This is a genomic window from Streptomyces sp. NBC_01381 (genome assembly GCF_026340305.1).
Taxonomy (GTDB): Bacteria; Actinomycetota; Actinomycetes; order Streptomycetales; family Streptomycetaceae; genus Streptomyces.
The window spans coordinates 1,683,030-1,699,518 of record NZ_JAPEPI010000001.1 but is presented as its reverse complement, the minus strand read 5'-3'; the positions used below and the strand labels follow the sequence as shown (position 1 = coordinate 1,699,518).

Here is a 16,489-nt window from a genome sequence, read left to right as displayed (position 1 = left end):
CGCCTGCCGCACCCCCGCACCTCCCGCCGCGCCGCCTGCCCCGCCTCCGCACCTCCCGCCGCGCCGCCGCACTGAACCGCCGCTTCGCGGCGGATGTCTCCCGCCCACCCACCCGTTCACCCCGGGTAATCGGGTGGGTGGGCGGGAAAGATCCGCCGCGGAGCGGCGGTACAGGCGCGAGCCAGGGCATCACCACTCGACGCCACTGGGGGCAGGCCCACCCCCGGAGGTCACCGCGCTGAGCCGCACCGCGGGCCCTGGCCCGGAAGCCGCCGCGCTCTCAGCAGTCCCGGTTCGCCCCGGTCGGCTCCAGGAACTCCAGGCGGTTGCCCACCGGGTCCTCGGAGTAGAAGCGGCGGTGGCCCGGAAGAGCGTCGTCCCAGAGGACGGCCGCGCCCCGCGAGGCGAGACGCTCGGCGTACGCCGCGATGTCCCGCACCCGCAGCCCGGGGTGCGCCTTGCGCGCGGGGCGGAAGTCGGCCTCCACCCCCACGTGCAGCTCGACCGCCCCCGCGCGGAACCAGCAGCCGCCCCGCGCCGCGAGCACCGGCGGCTTGGGGATTTCCGTCATGCCGAGTACGTCGGCGTAGTACGCCCGCAGCGCCGCCTCGCTGCCGGGTGGCGCGGCGAGCTGGACATGATCGACGGCCACCAGCATCAGGCGCGCTTCCGGGCCACCGCGAAGACCCTGCGGAAGGGGAAGACCGTGCCGCCCGCCCCCGCCGGGTACGCCTTGCGGAGCAGTTCGGCGTACTCGTACAAGAACGCCTTCCTCGCCTCCGTGTCGTCCTCCAGCGCCGTCAGGACCGGCCGCAGGCCCGTCCCCTTCACCCAGTCCAGGACCGGGTCGTCGCCCTCCAGGAGATGGACGTACGTCGTCTCCCAGGCGTCCACCACGCAGCCCAGCGGGACGAGCCGCTCCAGGTACGCGGTGGGAGAGAGCACCGCATCCGCGTGGCGGAGGGTGTCGCCGAGGCGGTTCCGCCAGCGCTCCGATTCGCTCAGCTCCCGCATCAGGACGTGGCTGGGTGCGTCGAAGTTGCCGGGGACCTGGAAGGCGAACGTGCCGCCGGGGGCGAGCGCGGCCACCCAGGCGGGGAAGGAGTCCGGGTGGCCCGGCACCCACTGGAGGGTGGCGTTGGAGAGGATCAGGTCGTACGTGCCTTCGGGCGGCGTCCAGTTCGTCGCGTCCGCGGGGGCGAAGTCGAGGCGGCCGCCGCCCGCCGTGGGTCCCGCGAGCGCCTCGGCCCGCTCCAGCATCTGCGGGGAGTTGTCGAACCCGGTGATGTGCGCGGCGGGCCACCGCTCGGCGAGGAGCCGGGTGACATTGCCGGGTCCGCAGCCGAGGTCCGCGATGCGGGGCGGGCGGCCAGGAGCGGACGGGAGTTCCGGGACGCGGGCCAGCAGATCGACGAAGGGGCGGGCACGATGCCCCGCGTGGCGCAGATACTGCCCCGGATCCCAGGTGGGAGCGGCTGCGGCAGCAGGGGTGTTGGCGGCTGCGGACATCGGCGGGGCCTCCTGGATTCACGTACCTCGGCGTCGTACCGCCATCCTCGACCCGAAGTATCTTGACGTCAAGAGACTTCATGTCGACAGACCCCCTACACTGATCGTCATGGAGGACGAGGTCGATCGGCTGGTCGCAGCGTGGCGCCGGGAGCGCCCTGACCTCGACGTGGAACCGCTCGAGGTGCTCAGCCGCGTCAGCAGGCTCGCGCGGCATCTGGACCGGGCCCGGCGGCTCGCCTTCTCCGAGCACAGCCTGGAGCCGTGGGAGTTCGACGTACTGACGTCGCTGCGGCGCGCGGGCGCGCCCTATCAGCTCTCCCCGGGGCAGCTGCTCACGCAGACTCTGGTGACCTCCGGCACGATGACCAACCGCATCGACCGCCTCGCCAAGAAGGGTCTCGTCGAGCGGTTGCCCGACCCCAGCGACCGGCGCGGTGTGCTCGTGCGGCTCACCGAGGAAGGGCAGGACAGGGCCGACCAGGCGCTCGCCGGGCTGCTTGAGCAGGAGCGGGCCATCCTCGCCGAACTCTCGCGCGCACAGCGGGGCGAACTGGCCGCGCTGCTACGCCAGTTGACCGCCCCGTTCGACAACATCCCCGGCTAGGTCGACCGGTCCGACGCCCGCCCTGCGGGCCAGCGCGACGGCCGCGAGCGTGGAGTGCACGCCCAGCTTCCCCAGCACGTTCTGCATATGCGTACGCACCGTGTGCGGGGAGAGGAACAGCCGCTCGGCCACTGCCTTGCGCCCAAGACCGGCCACCATGCACCGCAACACCTCGCGCTCGCGCGGGGTCAGGGACTCCACCAGGCGCTCGGACTCCGTGCGGTGCTTGCGCGCGGCGGTCAACTCCCGCAGGACGCCGGTGAGCAGCGCGGGCGGCAGATGCGTCTCCTCCCGCAGCACCCCCCGGATGACCGTGAGGAGACGGGACAGGGAGCAGTCCTTGGCGACCCAGCCCGACGCCCCCGCCTGCAGCGCGAGGGCGGCCCTGCGCGGGTCGTCCTTCTCCGCGAGCACGACCGTACGGACCATCGGCTGGCCGGAACGGACCCCGGCCACAAGGGAGATGCCGTCCACCAGACCGTCCGCGTTGCCCTCCTGGACCGAAGGCGCGGGGCGGACACCCTGCATGGCGCTCGCGGACGCGCCGAGGTCGGCGTCGACGAGCAGCACGTCGTATCTGCGCCCCTCGGAGATCGCCCGCTCAAGGCAGCGCAGCGCGGCCGGGCCACTGCCCGCCGCGGACACGTCGACGTCCGGCTCCGCCGCCAGAGCCGCTGCGAGCGACTCGGCGAAGATGCGGTGGTCGTCGACGACCAGGACTCGGATACGAACCACTGAAACCCCCTTCCCCAGGCCCTCGTCGGAGAGCAGGGGATACCCCATCGTCTGAAGACGCACGGTGCGGGTACGACGCACGGAACGGGGGTCGCCGCAGCAGGCACGGCCGCCGCCGTGTGTGACTGCTACCCCCACGCCGGGCGTCGTACCCGACTGTCTCGCCCCCTGAACGGTGCCGGCCCCCACCGGCACTGCCCTCAGAGTAGGGCCGGAGGCCAGGAGCGGAAGGTGATTTACAGAACTGATTGGCCAGCGCGTTTATGGTGAGCCGTATGTTTCGTATTGAGACAGGAGTCGACAAGGCGCGGTTCGCTCTGCTGCTGAACGGTCTCGAGGCCGCGAACGCGGCGGCGTCCCCGGCGCTCCGCGCGCTGCACGGCACCCCCCTGGACCGTGAAGTGCCGCTCGCCGTCTGGCTCCTTGACCGCACGGACGCACTGGCCGGCGGTCTCGCCGGGCACACCTGGGGGCGCTGGCTCCATGTGAACCACCTCTGGGTCGCCGAGGGTCACCGGGGTGCGGGCCTGGGCGCGCGGCTGCTCGGCGAGGCGGAGCAGATCGCGCGTGAGGAGCGGGACTGTCTCAACTCCCGTGTCGAGACATGGGACTTCCAGGCTCCGGGGTTCTACCGGGGGCAGGGGTACGAGGTGGTCTCGGTGATCCCCGACTATCCGGAGGGCGCCAAGGAGTTCACGCTGACGAAGAAGCTGTCCGTCACAGCTCTTTGAGCGCCTTCACGCTGATGTCGACGTCGATGTCGTACGGGACGGGGATCTTGAGCTGGTCGTGGTGGATGCCCGTGAGGACGTACGTCTTGGACAGCGGATCGAGTTCGTAGACCCGCACCACGGGGTGCTGGTTCGCGTCCGTCATCTCGACCAGCCAGAAGTTCGGGATCCCGGCGGCGGCATATTTGCGGGGCTTGGTGTCGCGATCGCGGGACTCCGAGTCGGGCGAGACGACCTCGACCGCGAGCAGGACGTCGGCGGCCGCGAACCTCGTCTGCTCCATACGGGTGACGGCTTCGGCGCGGACGAGACTGATGTCGGGCTCGGGACCGTTGCGCGGGTCCAGTTCGACGGTCATCTCCCGTCGGACCTTGAGGGTCTCGGGGACCGTGCCACGCAGGCCGGTCACCAGAAGATCGATCATGGTGCTGTGGAAATCCCGTTGCGGACTCACGAAGACAAGGCTCCCGTCGATCAGCTCGGTGTGCGGCGGGAGGTCGGGCAGAGTGAACAGGTCGTTCACGGTGTACCCGTCCTGCGGCGGCACCGGCCAGCGGCAGCCCTGCTCGGGCTCGTGCGCTGCGATCGGCTCGGCGGTCATGGTTCCTCCCATGGACGGGATTCTCGGGCTGCCCCACAACGGTAACGGCCGGTTCCGCTGATCGTCATCACAACGGGTGACCGGCCGTGGGCGCCCCGCAGGGAACCCACGGCCGGATCCGCACGGACCGATCACGCCACGCGCCGCGCCCCCGCCGAAGGCACCGCCGGGAACACCCGCGGTGCGGTGAAGCCCGCCGTCGCGAATGCCTCCAGGACGGACTTCGTCACCGACTCCGCGTCCGGCTCCTCCACCAGGACGATCGCCGAGCCGCCGAAGCCGCCGCCCGTCATCCGGGCGCCGATCGCCCCGGAGGCGTTCGCGGTGGAGACCACCAGGTCCAACTCCTCGCAGGAGATGCGCAGATCGTCGCGGAGCGAGGCGTGGCCCTCGGTCAGGACGGGGCCGATCGCGCGTACGTCGCCGACGTCGAGCAGGGCGATGACCTGCTCCACCCGGTGGTCGTCCGAGACGATGTGGCGGACGTAGCGGCGGATCTTTTCGTCCGTCAGCCGGGCCAGCGCGGAAGGGAGTTCGGCGTACGCGACATCGCGGAGGTGGGACACCCCAAGGGTGGCCGCACCCTCCTCGCAGCCCGCCCGCCGCTCGGCGTACGCCCCGTCCCCCAGCTCGTGCTTGACCCGTGTGTCGACCACCAGGAGCTGCAGGCCCTGTGCGGCGAGGTCGAAGGGGATCTGACGTATCGACAGGTCCCGGCAGTCCAGGTGCAGGGCGTGACCGGTCGTGGCGCATGCCGATGCCATCTGGTCCATGACGCCGCAGGGGACGCCGACGAAGGCGTTCTCGGCGCGCTGGGCGATGACCGCCAACTCGGGGCGGGGCAGGCCGAGTTCGTACAGGTCGTTCAGGGCGAGGGCCGTGACGACCTCCAGGGCGGCGGACGAGGAGAGGCCCGCCCCCGTCGGCACGGTCGATGCCAGGTGGATGTCCGCGCCGCCGGACACCGCGTGACCCGCGTCCCGCAGCGCCCACACCACGCCCGCCGGGTAGGCGGCCCAGCCGCCCTGGCCGGCTCCCCGGGCGGTCAGCGTCAGGGGGGTCAGCTCGTCGACGCGCAGTTCGGCCACCGGGGCGTCGATGTCCGCCGAGTGGAGCCGCAGGACGCCGTCGGTGCGGCGCGCCACCGCCGCCACCGCGGTGTGCGGCAGCGCGAGCGGCATCACGAAGCCCTCGTTGAAGTCGGTGTACTCGCCGATGAGGTTGACCCGCCCCGGCGCCGACCAGACCCCGTCGGGTGCGTACCCGTAAAGCTCCGTGAACTGCCCCGCTACGTCCATGAGTTACCCCTTGTCCCCAGTTACCGCTGAGCGAACGCCCACGCGTCCGCGACGATGCCCGCGAGGTCCGCGCGGGTCGGATTCCAGCCGAGCCGCTGCCGCGCGGTGGCCGCGGAGGCGACGAGGACCGCCGGGTCGCCGCCGCGGCGCGGGGCCATGACCTCGGGGATCGGGTGGCCGGTGACCTGGCGGACGGTTTCGATGACTTCGCGTACGGAGAAGCCGTTGCCGTTGCCGAGGTTGCAGATCAGGTGCTCGCCGGGGGTGGCGGCGTCGACCGCGAGGAGGTGCGCCTGGGCGAGGTCCGCGACGTGGATGTAGTCGCGCACGCACGTCCCGTCCGGGGTCGGGTAGTCGTCGCCGAAGACGGAGATCGCCTCGCGCTTGCCCTGGGCGACCTGGAGGACCAGCGGGATGAGGTGCGACTCGGGGTCGTGCCGCTCGCCGTAGGCGCCGTACGCGCCCGCCACGTTGAAGTAGCGCAGCGAGACCGCGCCCAGGCCGTGCGCCACGGCCTCCCCGGTGATCATGTGGTCGACGGCGAGCTTGGACGCACCGTACGGAGAAGTGGGCGCCGTCGGGTCGGTCTCCGTGATGGGGGTGCTGACCGGCTCGCCGTACGTCGCGGCGGTGGAGGAGAACACCAGCTTGCGGACATCGGAGGAACGCATCGCGGCGAGCAGCGCCATCGTGCCGCCGACGTTGTTGTCCCAGTACTTCTCGGGCTTCACGACGGACTCGCCGACCTGCGAGAACGCGGCGAAGTGCAGGACCGCGTCGTAGGAGGAGTCCAGCCACTTGGCGGCATCGCGGATGTCGCCCTCGATGAACTTCGCGCCCGCCGGGACGCCCTCGCGGAAGCCGGTGGAGAGGTTGTCGAGGACGGTCACCTCGTGCCCGGCCTCGATCAGATGCTGGGCCACCACACTGCCCACATAGCCCGCACCGCCGGTGACCAGGTACTTACCGCTCATGAACTCGCTACCTCTCGCAGTCGCTGGGCCGCGGCTTCCGGCGGCACGTCGTTGATGAACACGCTCATGCCGGATTCGGAACCCGCGAGGAACTTCAGCTTGCCCGAAGTGCGGCGAATGGTGAAAAGCTCGAGGTGGAGGGCGAAGTCGTCCCGGTTGACCCCGACATGTCCCGCCGGCGAGCCGAAGGGCGCCTGGTGCCAGGCCGCGATGTACGGGGTCGGCTGTTCACCTTCGCCGAAGATCCGGTCGAAGCGCCTCAACAGTTCCAGATAGACCTGGGGGAATTCTGTGCGCGCGGCCTCGTCGAGCCCGAGCAGGTCGGGCACCCGGCGCTTGGGGTAGAGGTGCACCTCGTACGGCCAGTGCGCGCTGTGAGGGACGAACGCGACCCAGTGTTCGGCGTCCAGGACCACCCGCTCGCCGGCCTGCTCGTCGGCGACGACGTCGTCGAAGAGATTGCGGCCCGTCGCCTCCTTGTGCGCGGCGAGCGACGTCAGCATCAGTGACGTACGCGGAGTGGTGAAGGGATAGGCGTAGATCTGGCCGTGCGGGTGGCCGAGGGTCACGCCGATCTCCGCGCCGCGGTTCTCGAAGCAGAACACCTGCTCGACGGAGGGCAGGTGGGAGAGCTCGGCGGTCCGGTCGGTCCAGGCCTCGAGGACGAGTCCGGCCTGCGCCTCGGTGAGGTCGGCGAAGGACGCGTCGTGGTCGGAGGTGAAGCAGACGACCTCGCAGCGGCCCGCGTCGCCGGCGAGCGAGGGGAAGCGGTTCTCGAAGACCACGACGTCGTACGAGGAGTCGGGGATCTCGCTCAGCCGCTCGCCCTGGGAGGGGCAGAGCGGGCATTCGTCGGCCGGCGGGTGGTAGGTGCGGCCCTGGCGGTGCGAGGCGATGGCGACGGCGTCGCCGAGCAGCGGGTCGCGCCGGATCTCCGAGGTGGTGGAGATGGGGTCCAGGGGCCTGCGGTCGATGGCATCGCGCACCGCGTCGTCGCGCGAGTCGTAGTAGATGAGCTCACGACCGTCTGCGAGACGGGTCGAGGTCTTCTTCACGTCCGGGGCTCCTCACCAACACCCATCAAACATAACCGCACACAACAAACCACAAGGCAACAGCAACGTCAATGCCGCGGCGTGACCGGTCCAGCACGGGCTGGAACGGGAGGGGGTGGGCTGGATCTCGGCTGAACCTATGCGTCCGATCACAATCCAACAAAGAACACCAACAGAACTGTTCAGTTATTGAAGCGAGAGGCGTAGGTTCCGGTCTGATCCGTTCGCGCAACGAAGCGAGTTCACCTATGCAGTCCCCCACACAAACCCTGGCCGAGGGGCTTCGGCTGCCCACCAACGGCCTCGACTACGCGATCCTCGCGATCTACTTCGCCGTGGTCCTCGGGATCGGCTTCGCCGCCCGGCGCTCCGTGAAGACCAGCCTCGACTTCTTCCTCTCGGGCCGCTCGCTGCCCGCCTGGGTCACCGGCCTCGCCTTCGTCGCAGCGAACCTCGGCGCCACCGAGATCCTGGGCATGGCGGCCACCGGCGCCCAGTACGGCGTCGCCGTCGTGCACTGGTACTGGATCGGCGCCATCCCCGCGATGGTCTTCCTCGGCCTCGTGATGATGCCGTTCTACTACCGGTCGAAGGTCCGCTCGGTGCCGGAGTATCTGCTCCAGCGCTTCGACAAGTCGGCGCATCTGCTCAGCTCGGTGCTCTTCGCGTTCGCCGCGATACTCATCGCGGGCGTGAACCTCTACGCCCTGTCGATCGTCGTCGAGGCACTGCTCGGCTGGCCGCAGTGGGTGGCGATCGTCGTCGCCGGGTTCTTCGTCCTCGCGTACATCACCATCGGCGGTCTCTCCTCGGCGATCTACAACGAAGTCCTGCAGTTCTTCGTGATCCTCGCCGCGCTGATCCCCATCTGCGTCATAGGCCTGAAGAAGGTCGGCGGCTGGGACGGCCTGTCCGGCTCGATCGAGAAGTCGCACGGCGAGAACTTCATGACCGCGTGGGGCGGCACCGGCATCGGTGACGCCAACCCGCTCGGCGCGAACTGGCTCACGATCATCCTCGGCCTCGGCTTCGTGCTCTCCTTCGGCTACTGGACGACCAACTTCGCCGAGGTGCAGCGCGCCCTGTCCGCGAAGAACCTCTCCGCCGCCCAGCGCACCCCGCTGATCGCCGCCTTCCCGAAGATCTTCATCGTCTTCCTGGTGATGATCCCGGGCCTGGTCGCCGCCGTACTCGTCCCGAAGATCGGCACGGCGGGCTCGGACCTGACGTACAACGACGCGATCCCCTACCTGATGCAGGAGTTGCTGCCCAACGGCGTGCTCGGCATCGCGGTGACCGGACTGCTCGCCGCGTTCATGGCGGGCATGGCGGCGAACGTGTCGTCCTTCAACACCGTGTTCACGTACGACATCTGGTCCAAGTACGTGGTCAAGGGCCGCGAGGACGGCTACTACCTGAAGTTCGGCCGGCTCATCACGGCGATCGGTGTCATCGCCTCCATCGGCACGGCCTTCATCGCCTCGTCGTTCTCGAACATCATGGGGTACCTGCAGACGCTGTTCTCCTTCTTCAACGTCCCGATGTTCGTGGTCTTCATCATCGGCATGTTCTGGAAGCGCGCCTCGGTGAAGTCCGGTGTGTGGGGCCTGGTCGCGGGCACCACCGCCGCGATGGTCAACTACTTCTGGATCTACAAGCAGGGCGTCATCGACATCCCGACCGACCAGGGCGCCAACTTCGTCTCGGCGATCGTCGGCTTCGTCGCCGGTGCCGTGGTGATGGTCGTCGTCACGCTCTTCACCGCGCCCAAGCCGGAGGCCGAACTGGCCGGTCTGGTGTACGGGACGACCGCGCCGGGCATCGAAGAGCCGCCCGCCGAGGGCGACGACGCCTGGTACCGCAAGCCCGCGCTGCTCGGCTGGGGCGCCATCGTGCTCGCGGCGGCCTGCTACCTGCCGTACTCGCTCTAATCCCGATCGGAGGTCCGGAAGATCATGTCTGAACTGCAGAACGAAGTCTCCGAGCTGGAGCGCAAGTCCGCCACGGCGGCCCGTCTCTTCGACATCCGGCGCATCATCGGCGGCCTGTTCGTCGTGTACGGCGTCATCGTGACGATCGCCGGGATATCACCGTCCGACGCCGACCTGGACAAGGCCGAGGGCATCAGCATCAACCTGTGGACGGGCCTGGCCATGCTGGCGCTCGGGCTCTTCTTCCTCGGCTGGCTCTGGCTGCGCCCCGCGGTGCATCCCGCCCAGGAGCCGGAGGACGAGTAACACCCCTGACCGGGGCCCGGGTTCACTGTGGCGGTGACTCGGGCTCCGCCGGCTTCTCCACATCGTCGGCGTAGGACGACACCGGCCGTTCCGCGCGGTCTAGGAGGCCGGTCCGCGCGGCGAGCGCCGCGGCCTCAAGACGGGACCCGACGCCCAGTTTCATCAGGACCCGCTGCACATGCGTCCGCGCGGTGCTCGGCGCGATGCCCATCCCGGCGGCGATCAGCCGGGTGTCCTCGCCGTCCGCGACCCGCACCAGGACCTCGACCTCGCGCGGCGTCAGCATCTGAAGCAGGCGCTGCCCCTCGTCGTCGGGCTGCGCCGCCGGATTGAGCAGCTCACTGAAGGCGCCCTGGAGCAGCTGCGGCGCGACGGCCGCCTCGCCCGCTCTCGCCTTCATGATGGCCCGTTCGACGCCCTCGATGCGCTCGTCATGGCGTACGTAACCGGAGGCGCCCGCGGCGAACGCCGCCGCGATGCCGCGCGGGCTCGGCACCGGGCCGAGCACCACCACCGCGACCTGCGGACGCTCCCGCTTGATCTTCACCACCGGGTCGAACATGCCGGCCTCCGCGGGCGTCGCCGTGCCGAGGAGGCAGACCTCTGGGGCACGGCTGATGACCAGTTCCGCCGCGCCGGCGGCGGGCGCCGCCGCGGCGAGCACCCGGTGCCCGCGCAGTTTCAGCGCCGAGGCGAGCGCCTCGGCGAGCAGTCGGTGATCGTCGACCACCATGAGCCGCACACCCATAGAGCAACCCCCCACTTATCCCCACTGATCCCCCACGGATCGAGGGCCCCCCGGCCCCGCACCCACTCATCCCCCGGAAGCTACACGCTTGTTCGACGTTGCGCGCCCCCTACCGGCGATAAGCGGCCCGGAATGCGGAAATCCCGGCCATGAGTGGGTGATTCGGGGTACGTGCGTACGGAAGCCGCGCACGGGAATGCGGAACGGCCCCGCTCCACAAGGGGAACGGGGCCGTCCGGTGTCACGCGCGCGGCTACTCGGCGACAAAGCCGAGCGCCGTGTACTCCTTCTCGTCCTTCGAGTACGGCTTGCTGATCAGCTCCTTGCCGAGGAACAACTTGCCGTCGCCGTAAAGGAGTTCGTTCGACTTCGGGACCATGCCGCTGATCGCGCTGCCGACGGCCTCGGCCGCCGGGGTCTCCAGGAGCTTGGTCTCCTTCATCGTCTTGCCGTCGATGGAGACGACCTGGGAGCCCTTGTTGTAGCCGCCGTCCTTGTACGCCAGGATGTTGCCGCCGTCCATCCGGATCGGGAACATCTCGCCGTCCTCGCCCGCGTCGGCGCGGTCGCCGGTGGTCTTACCCGTCTTCAGCGAGAACGAGATGATCTCGTTGGTCTGGCTGTAGCTGTCACCGCCGCCGTCGTGCTGGCGGGTCGGCACGTACAGCTTGTCGTTGCCGACGGCGATCGAGCTGCAGTCGTGTACGACGTTGACCTCGCAGTTGTGGTCGTACTTGCCGTCGGGCAGCGAGATCTTGGCGCGCAGCTTGCCCCCGTCGTCGAGCGAGAAGACGTCCGTGGCACCGCTGGAGGTGATCTCCTGGGTGTCCTGGCCGTAGACCACCGGGCTGGTCGAGATGATCTTGGCGTTGTCGACGCCCGGCGTCACCGGGTAGGTCCACTGGGCCTTGCCGGTCGTCGGGTTGAGCAGCTCGATGCTCAGCTTCTCGTCGTCGTAGTCACCGCACTGGCGCACCGCGACGAGCTGCTCGCCGCCCGCGTAGCCCTCGTCCTGGCACTTGCTGCCCGCCTCGGGCTCCCACAGGAGATCGCCCTCCGCCGCCTTGAAGGCGGCGCCGCCGGCGCTGGTGCCGACCGCGACGGTGCTGCCGCTGATGGTGAGCTCCTCGACGCGCGCCGCCGAGCTGCCCTCCTTGACCTCCTCCGTCCAGAGCAGCTCGCCGTTCTTCAGGTCGATCGCGGAGATCTGCGAGCAGGTCTCGTGGTCACCCGACTTGTTCCGCTTGGCCTCTTCGTACGCGACCGCGGCGACGCCGTCCTTGGTGATCTCGGGAGAGGCGGCGCACGTCTGGCCCTTGAGCGGCCGCGTCCACAGCTCCTTGCCGGTGGCCGAGTCATAGCCGACGATCTCGTTGACGCCCGCCTTGGCGTAGACGCCTTCGGTGAGCCAGGAGCCCTTGATGCTCCAGACGTCGTCCTTGGGCACCTCGGGCTGCGGGAGCTGCATGACGATCTTGCCCGCGGTGTTGGCCGGGACCTTCTCCTTGCCCGGGCCACCCTGGGCCGAGCCGCCGCCGCCCTTCTTCTCCCCGTCGCCGCCCTTGCCGCCGGACGAGCCCTCGGAGCTGGCCTCTGTGTCGTCCTTGTCGGACGTCGTGGCGTAGAAGACGCCGCCGCCGACGATCAGGGCGATCGCGACCACCGCGCCGATGATGATCTTCATCTGGCTGCTGAGCCCGCCGCCGGAGCCACCGGAGCCGCCGGCCTGCGGGGTCATCGGCATGGTCGGGGGCTGCGGCTGGTAGGCGCCGTACGGAGGCTGCTGTCCGTACGGCTGACCCGGCTGGCCCGGCTGCCCCGGGTAGCCGTAGCCCTGGGGCTGGCCGGGGGGCGGGGTGCCGGGGGCCTGCGGGGCCTGCGGGGCCTGCGGGGCCTGCGGGGCCTGCGGGTAGCCGTAGTTGGGCTGGCCCTGCGGCGGCGGGGGCGGCGTCGGCGGCTGGGCGGGCGGCGGGGTGCCGGGCGCCTGCGGGTAGCCGTAGCCCGGGTTCGGGTTCGGCTCGGGGGCCTTGCCGAAACCGGCCGGCGGCGGATCCTGGGGGGCGCCGAACCCGCCCTGCGGGGGCTCGTTGGGCGGTGGGGGCTGCGTCATGACGTCTTTTCCTTGAGGCGAGAAGCTTGCGGCGTGGGCGGGAGGATGACCGAGCGGCGGAGAGGACTACTTTCCGTAGGCCAGCATCAGCTTCTCCTGGCCCTGAGTGCTGCCCGAGAGCCGCGTGGTGGAGATGTAGAAGCGTCCGTCCACGTAGTCGACGTCCTTCGAGAAGAAGCCGTTCTCGATCTCCGAGGTCCCTTCCGGGTTCTTCAGGAGCGTCTTGGGCGTGTGCGAGCCCGACGTCGAGATCGAGACGATCTGGCCACCGGCGTCGTACGACGGGTTGACGTAGGCGATGAGCGAACCGCCCTCGGCCTTCATCGGCAGCATCGATTCCTCCAGCGGAGACTTCGTGCGCCAGGCCTCCTTGCCGGTGGAGAGGCTGATCGCGACGACCTCGTTGGCACCGGAGGTCGCCTCGGTCGGCAGGTAGAGGTTCTTGTCGTCGACCGTCGCGCCCAGGCAGCCCTGCAGGCTGCCGCCGAGGAACGTCGAACCGCCGCACTCCGGTGCGAACTTCTCGTCGACGCTGACCTCAGAGCGGGTTTCGCTGCTGTTGGGCTTCAGCGTGGTGATGTTCCACTGCTTCTTGTCCTCATTGTTGAGGTAGACGACCGTGGGGCTCTCGGAGTAGATCCGGCCGACCTTCCAGCCCTTGGGGAACTTCTTCGTCCAGACGGCCTTGCCGGTCTTCGGGTCGATCTGCTGCAACTCGTCGTGCTCCGTGTCGGAGCCGGCACCGCAGGACAGGGCGCGGAGCATCTTCTTGCCGCCGGCGAAGCCGCTCGGGAAGCAGGTGCCCTCGTCCTTCTTGTCGGAGACGAAGAGCTTCTTTCCGTCGCTCATCCGCAGGGCCGTGCCGGACTGGGAGCGGCCGACCATCAGCGTGTCACCGGTGATGGAGAGATCGGCGTTGCTGGCGAAGTCGAAGAGACCTTCCTCCTTGACCGGCTTCGTCCAGCCCTTGTCACCCGTCTTCAGGTCGACGACCTGCATCTGGCTGCACTTGGCGTCGTCCTTGAGCCCGTCCTTGTACGCGACGACGACCTTGCCGTCGGCGGTGGGCGTCGGGGTGCTGCCACAGATCTTCTGCGGGAACTTGATCGTGGGCCACGCGGCCTTGCCCGTCTCGACGTTGTAGGCGTTGATCTCCTTGAACGCGGCCTTGACGGCGATGTCGTCCTTGACCCACATGCCGTTGGCGTCGGCGCCCGAACCGGGCACCTTGGGCGCTTCCTTGTACCAGAGCACCTTCGACTCGCCGGGCTGGCGGCCCGCGTTGAGGTCTTCCTGCTCCTCGCCGCCGTCGCCGTCGCCGGTGCCGGGGTTGACCGGCGCGGAGCCGGTGGGCTTCGGGTCGTCGCTCTTGCCGGCCGTCGGCTTCTTCTTCTTGCCGTCGTCGTCACCGCCGACGACCGCCCAGGCGACACCGCCGATGACGAGCGCCGCGGCGGCAACGGCCACCACGATCAGACCGGGCTTGCCCTTGAAGGGGTTCTTGCTGCCGCCGTCGGGCGGGGTGCCGGGAGCACCCGGGGCGCCGGGGAACTGCGGCTGCGTCTGCGGGTATCCGTAGGGGCCCGACTGCTGCGGCTGGCTGTAGGGGCCCGGCTGCGTGGGCTGGCCGTACGGGCCCGGCTGGTTGTACGGTCCGGGCTGGCCGGGCTGTTGCGGATAGCCGTAGCCGGGCTGGGTCGCGGGCGGCGTCTGCGGATAGCCGTAACCGGGCTGCCCCGCGGGCGGAGTCGGCGGGGCCTGCGGCGGCTGGCCGGGCGCCTGCGGTGGCTGGCCCGGTGGCTGCGGAGCGGCTCCCTGCTGCGGATCCTGCGGAGCTCCGAAACCGCCGGACGGCGGCTGGTTGGGCGGCTGAGTCATCAGCGCTTCCCCCTTCACTGATTTTTCGGCACGCCAAGTGGTGCTCAGGCCGACCTTTCTATCACCCTGCACCCCTAGCACACCTGACCGGTCCGCCCCCTGTTCCCAAGGGAGGACCGGCCCGTGATGCGTCTGTTACGAGACCTCTACGCGTCCTCCGCCAGCTCGAGCCAGCGCATCTCCAACTCGTCGCGCTCGCCGATGAGTTCACGAAGCTGGGCGTCCAGTTCAGCCACCTTTTCGAAGTTCGTGGCGTTATCGGCGATCTGCGCGTGCAGCCAAGTCTCCTTCGTGGACATCTTGTCCAGCTGCCGCTCGATCTTCTGGAGTTCCTTCTTGGCGGCGCGGGCGTCTGCGGAGGAGACGGTCTTCTGCGCGGCGGCCGGTGCGGCGGACGCGGCGGCGGGGGCCGCGGGGACGGCGGCGTCCGCCATCCGCTTGCGGCGCTCCAGATACTCGTCGATGCCGCGCGGCAGCATCCGCATCGTCGCGTCACCCAGAAGTGCGAACACCTTGTCGGTGGTGCGCTCCAGGAAGAACCGGTCGTGCGAGATCACGACCATCGAGCCCGGCCATCCGTCAAGAACATCCTCAAGCTGCGTCAGCGTCTCGATGTCGAGGTCGTTGGTCGGCTCGTCGAGGAAGAGGACGTTCGGCTCGTCCATCAGGAGCCGAAGCAGCTGAAGCCTGCGCCGCTCGCCACCGGACAGATCACCGACCGGCGTCCACTGCTTCTCCTTGTTGAAGCCGAACGTCTCGCAGAGCTGCCCCGCGGTCATCTCCCGGCCCTTGCCGAGGTCGACGCGCTCGCGCACCTGCTGCACGGCCTGAAGGACCCGCAGCGTCGGGCTGAGCTCGGCCACCTCCTGCGAGAGGTAGGCCAGCTTCACGGTCTTGCCGACGGCGACGCGCCCCGCTTCGGGCTGTACGTCACCGTCGGAGCGGGAGGCCTCGGCCATGGCCCGAAGGAGCGAGGTCTTGCCCGCGCCGTTCACGCCGACCAGGCCGATGCGGTCGCCCGGGCCGAGCTGCCAGGTCAGATGCTTGAGCAGCACCTTCGGCCCGGCCTGGACGGTCACGTCCTCCAGGTCGAAGACGGTCTTGCCGAGCCGTGACGTCGCGAACTTCATCAGTTCGCTGCTGTCCCGGGGCGGCGGCACGTCGGCGATGAGCTCGTTCGCGGCCTCGATGCGGTACCGCGGCTTGCTGGTGCGGGCGGGCGCCCCGCGCCGCAGCCAGGCCAGCTCCTTGCGCATCAGGTTCTTCCGCTTGGTCTCCTCGGTGGCGGCGATGCGCTCGCGCTCGGCACGCGCGAAGACGTAGTCGGAGTATCCGCCCTCGTACTCGTAGACGGACCCGCTCTGTACGTCCCACATGCGGGTGCACACCTGGTCGAGGAACCAGCGGTCGTGCGTGACGCAGACGAGCGCCGAGCGCCGCGTCCGCAGATGCTCGGCGAGCCAGGCGATGCCCTCGACGTCCAGGTGGTTGGTCGGCTCGTCGAGCACGATCAGATCGGGCTCGCCGATGAGCAGCTTCGCGAGCGCGATGCGCCGCCGCTCGCCACCGGAGAGCGGCCCGATGACGGTGTCGAGCCCCTGCGGGAAGCCGGGCATCTCAAGGCCGCCGAAAAGGCCGGTCAGCACGTCACGGATCTTGGCGTTGCCCGCCCACTCGTGATCGGCGAGGTCACCGATGACCTCGTGCCGCACGGTGGCCTCGGGGTCGAGCGAGTCGTGCTGGGTCAGCACGCCGAGCTGAAGCCCGCCGTTGTGCGTGACCCGCCCGGTGTCGGCCTCCTCCAGCTTGGCGAGCATCCGGATGAGGGTCGTCTTCCCGTCTCCGTTGCGCCCCACGACGCCGATCCGGTCCCCCTCGGACACGCCGAGGGAGACACCGTCGAGCAGGGCACGGGTGCCGTACACCTTGCTGACTGCCTCGACATTGACCAGATTGACGGCCATTAACGCTCCAGGTAAGGGGGATCGATCGATCTCCCAGCGTAG

At 69.6% G+C, this 16,489-nt stretch carries 15 protein-coding genes; 4 read left to right on the top strand and 11 right to left on the bottom strand.

All coding sequences use genetic code 11. The features are described 5' to 3' along the window. Window positions 1–280: 280 nt before the first annotated feature. Entirely contained in the window at window positions 281–658 is a 378-nt protein-coding gene (locus OG453_RS08295) for a VOC family protein (RefSeq protein WP_266866002.1), read from the bottom strand. Then, window positions 658–1,509: a trans-aconitate 2-methyltransferase gene (locus tag OG453_RS08290; RefSeq protein WP_266866001.1), complete on the bottom strand. Its 852-nt coding sequence runs from the start codon at window positions 1,507–1,509 to the stop codon at window positions 658–660. Before OG453_RS08290 ends, OG453_RS08295 begins: the two co-directional genes overlap by 1 nt. Window positions 1,510–1,618: 109 nt before the next feature. On the opposite strand from OG453_RS08290, the gene tamR reads away from it, so the two are divergent. Then, window positions 1,619–2,116: a MarR family transcriptional regulator TamR gene (tamR, locus tag OG453_RS08285; RefSeq protein WP_135333034.1), complete on the top strand. Its 498-nt coding sequence runs from the start codon at window positions 1,619–1,621 to the stop codon at window positions 2,114–2,116. On the opposite strand, the gene OG453_RS08280 is transcribed toward tamR, so the two are convergent. Then, the gene (locus tag OG453_RS08280) at window positions 2,075–2,851 is read right to left on the bottom strand and encodes a response regulator transcription factor (RefSeq protein WP_266865994.1); all 777 of its coding nucleotides are present in this window, start codon (window positions 2,849–2,851) and stop codon (window positions 2,075–2,077) included. The two genes, tamR and OG453_RS08280, sit on opposite strands and share 42 nt — an antisense overlap. 263 nt (window positions 2,852–3,114) lie before the next feature. On the opposite strand from OG453_RS08280, the gene OG453_RS08275 reads away from it, so the two are divergent. Further along, window positions 3,115–3,582 (top strand): N-acetyltransferase, encoded by a 468-nt coding sequence (locus OG453_RS08275; protein WP_266869752.1) that lies wholly within the window; start codon window positions 3,115–3,117, stop codon window positions 3,580–3,582. On the opposite strand, the gene OG453_RS08270 is transcribed toward OG453_RS08275, so the two are convergent. From OG453_RS08270 to galT, 4 genes are all read right to left on the bottom strand, one after another. Next, window positions 3,569–4,183 carry a Uma2 family endonuclease gene (locus OG453_RS08270; protein WP_266865992.1) on the bottom strand — a complete coding sequence of 205 codons (615 nt, stop codon included), beginning with the start codon at window positions 4,181–4,183 and terminating at the stop codon, window positions 3,569–3,571. The two genes, OG453_RS08275 and OG453_RS08270, sit on opposite strands and share 14 nt — an antisense overlap. Window positions 4,184–4,314: 131 nt before the next feature. Beyond that, window positions 4,315–5,481 carry a galactokinase gene (gene galK, locus OG453_RS08265; RefSeq protein WP_266865990.1) on the bottom strand — a complete coding sequence of 389 codons (1,167 nt, stop codon included), beginning with the start codon at window positions 5,479–5,481 and terminating at the stop codon, window positions 4,315–4,317. A 20-nt stretch (window positions 5,482–5,501) separates the two neighbouring features. After that, window positions 5,502–6,455 carry a UDP-glucose 4-epimerase GalE gene (gene galE, locus OG453_RS08260; RefSeq protein WP_266865988.1) on the bottom strand — a complete coding sequence of 318 codons (954 nt, stop codon included), beginning with the start codon at window positions 6,453–6,455 and terminating at the stop codon, window positions 5,502–5,504. Then, window positions 6,452–7,510, bottom strand: coding sequence for a galactose-1-phosphate uridylyltransferase (gene galT / locus OG453_RS08255; protein ID WP_266865986.1), 1,059 nt, complete (start codon window positions 7,508–7,510; stop codon window positions 6,452–6,454). Before galT ends, galE begins: the two co-directional genes overlap by 4 nt. A 248-nt stretch (window positions 7,511–7,758) precedes the next feature. Here galT and OG453_RS08250 point away from each other — a divergent pair, with 248 nt between their 5' ends. Beyond that, window positions 7,759–9,441, top strand: coding sequence for a sodium:solute symporter family protein (locus OG453_RS08250; RefSeq protein ID WP_266865984.1), 1,683 nt, complete (start codon window positions 7,759–7,761; stop codon window positions 9,439–9,441). Between the two features lie 24 nt (window positions 9,442–9,465). After that, the gene (locus OG453_RS08245) at window positions 9,466–9,747 is read left to right on the top strand and encodes a hypothetical protein (RefSeq protein ID WP_266865982.1); all 282 of its coding nucleotides are present in this window, start codon (window positions 9,466–9,468) and stop codon (window positions 9,745–9,747) included. A gap of 22 nt (window positions 9,748–9,769) precedes the next feature. Here the strand turns inward: OG453_RS08245 and OG453_RS08240 are convergent, their stop codons facing one another. The 4 genes from OG453_RS08240 to OG453_RS08225 form a co-directional block, all read right to left on the bottom strand. Beyond that, window positions 9,770–10,495 carry a LuxR C-terminal-related transcriptional regulator gene (locus OG453_RS08240; protein ID WP_266865980.1) on the bottom strand — a complete coding sequence of 242 codons (726 nt, stop codon included), beginning with the start codon at window positions 10,493–10,495 and terminating at the stop codon, window positions 9,770–9,772. A gap of 253 nt (window positions 10,496–10,748) precedes the next feature. Continuing rightward, window positions 10,749–12,605, bottom strand: coding sequence for a PQQ-binding-like beta-propeller repeat protein (locus tag OG453_RS08235; RefSeq protein ID WP_266865978.1), 1,857 nt, complete (start codon window positions 12,603–12,605; stop codon window positions 10,749–10,751). Between the two features lie 66 nt (window positions 12,606–12,671). Beyond that, window positions 12,672–14,483, bottom strand: a complete 1,812-nt coding sequence (locus OG453_RS08230) for a PQQ-binding-like beta-propeller repeat protein (RefSeq protein ID WP_266865976.1) — start codon at window positions 14,481–14,483, stop codon at window positions 12,672–12,674. A 146-nt stretch (window positions 14,484–14,629) separates the two neighbouring features. Continuing rightward, window positions 14,630–16,447 carry an ABC-F family ATP-binding cassette domain-containing protein gene (locus OG453_RS08225; protein ID WP_266865974.1) on the bottom strand — a complete coding sequence of 606 codons (1,818 nt, stop codon included), beginning with the start codon at window positions 16,445–16,447 and terminating at the stop codon, window positions 14,630–14,632. Between the last annotated feature and the right edge of the window lie 42 nt (window positions 16,448–16,489).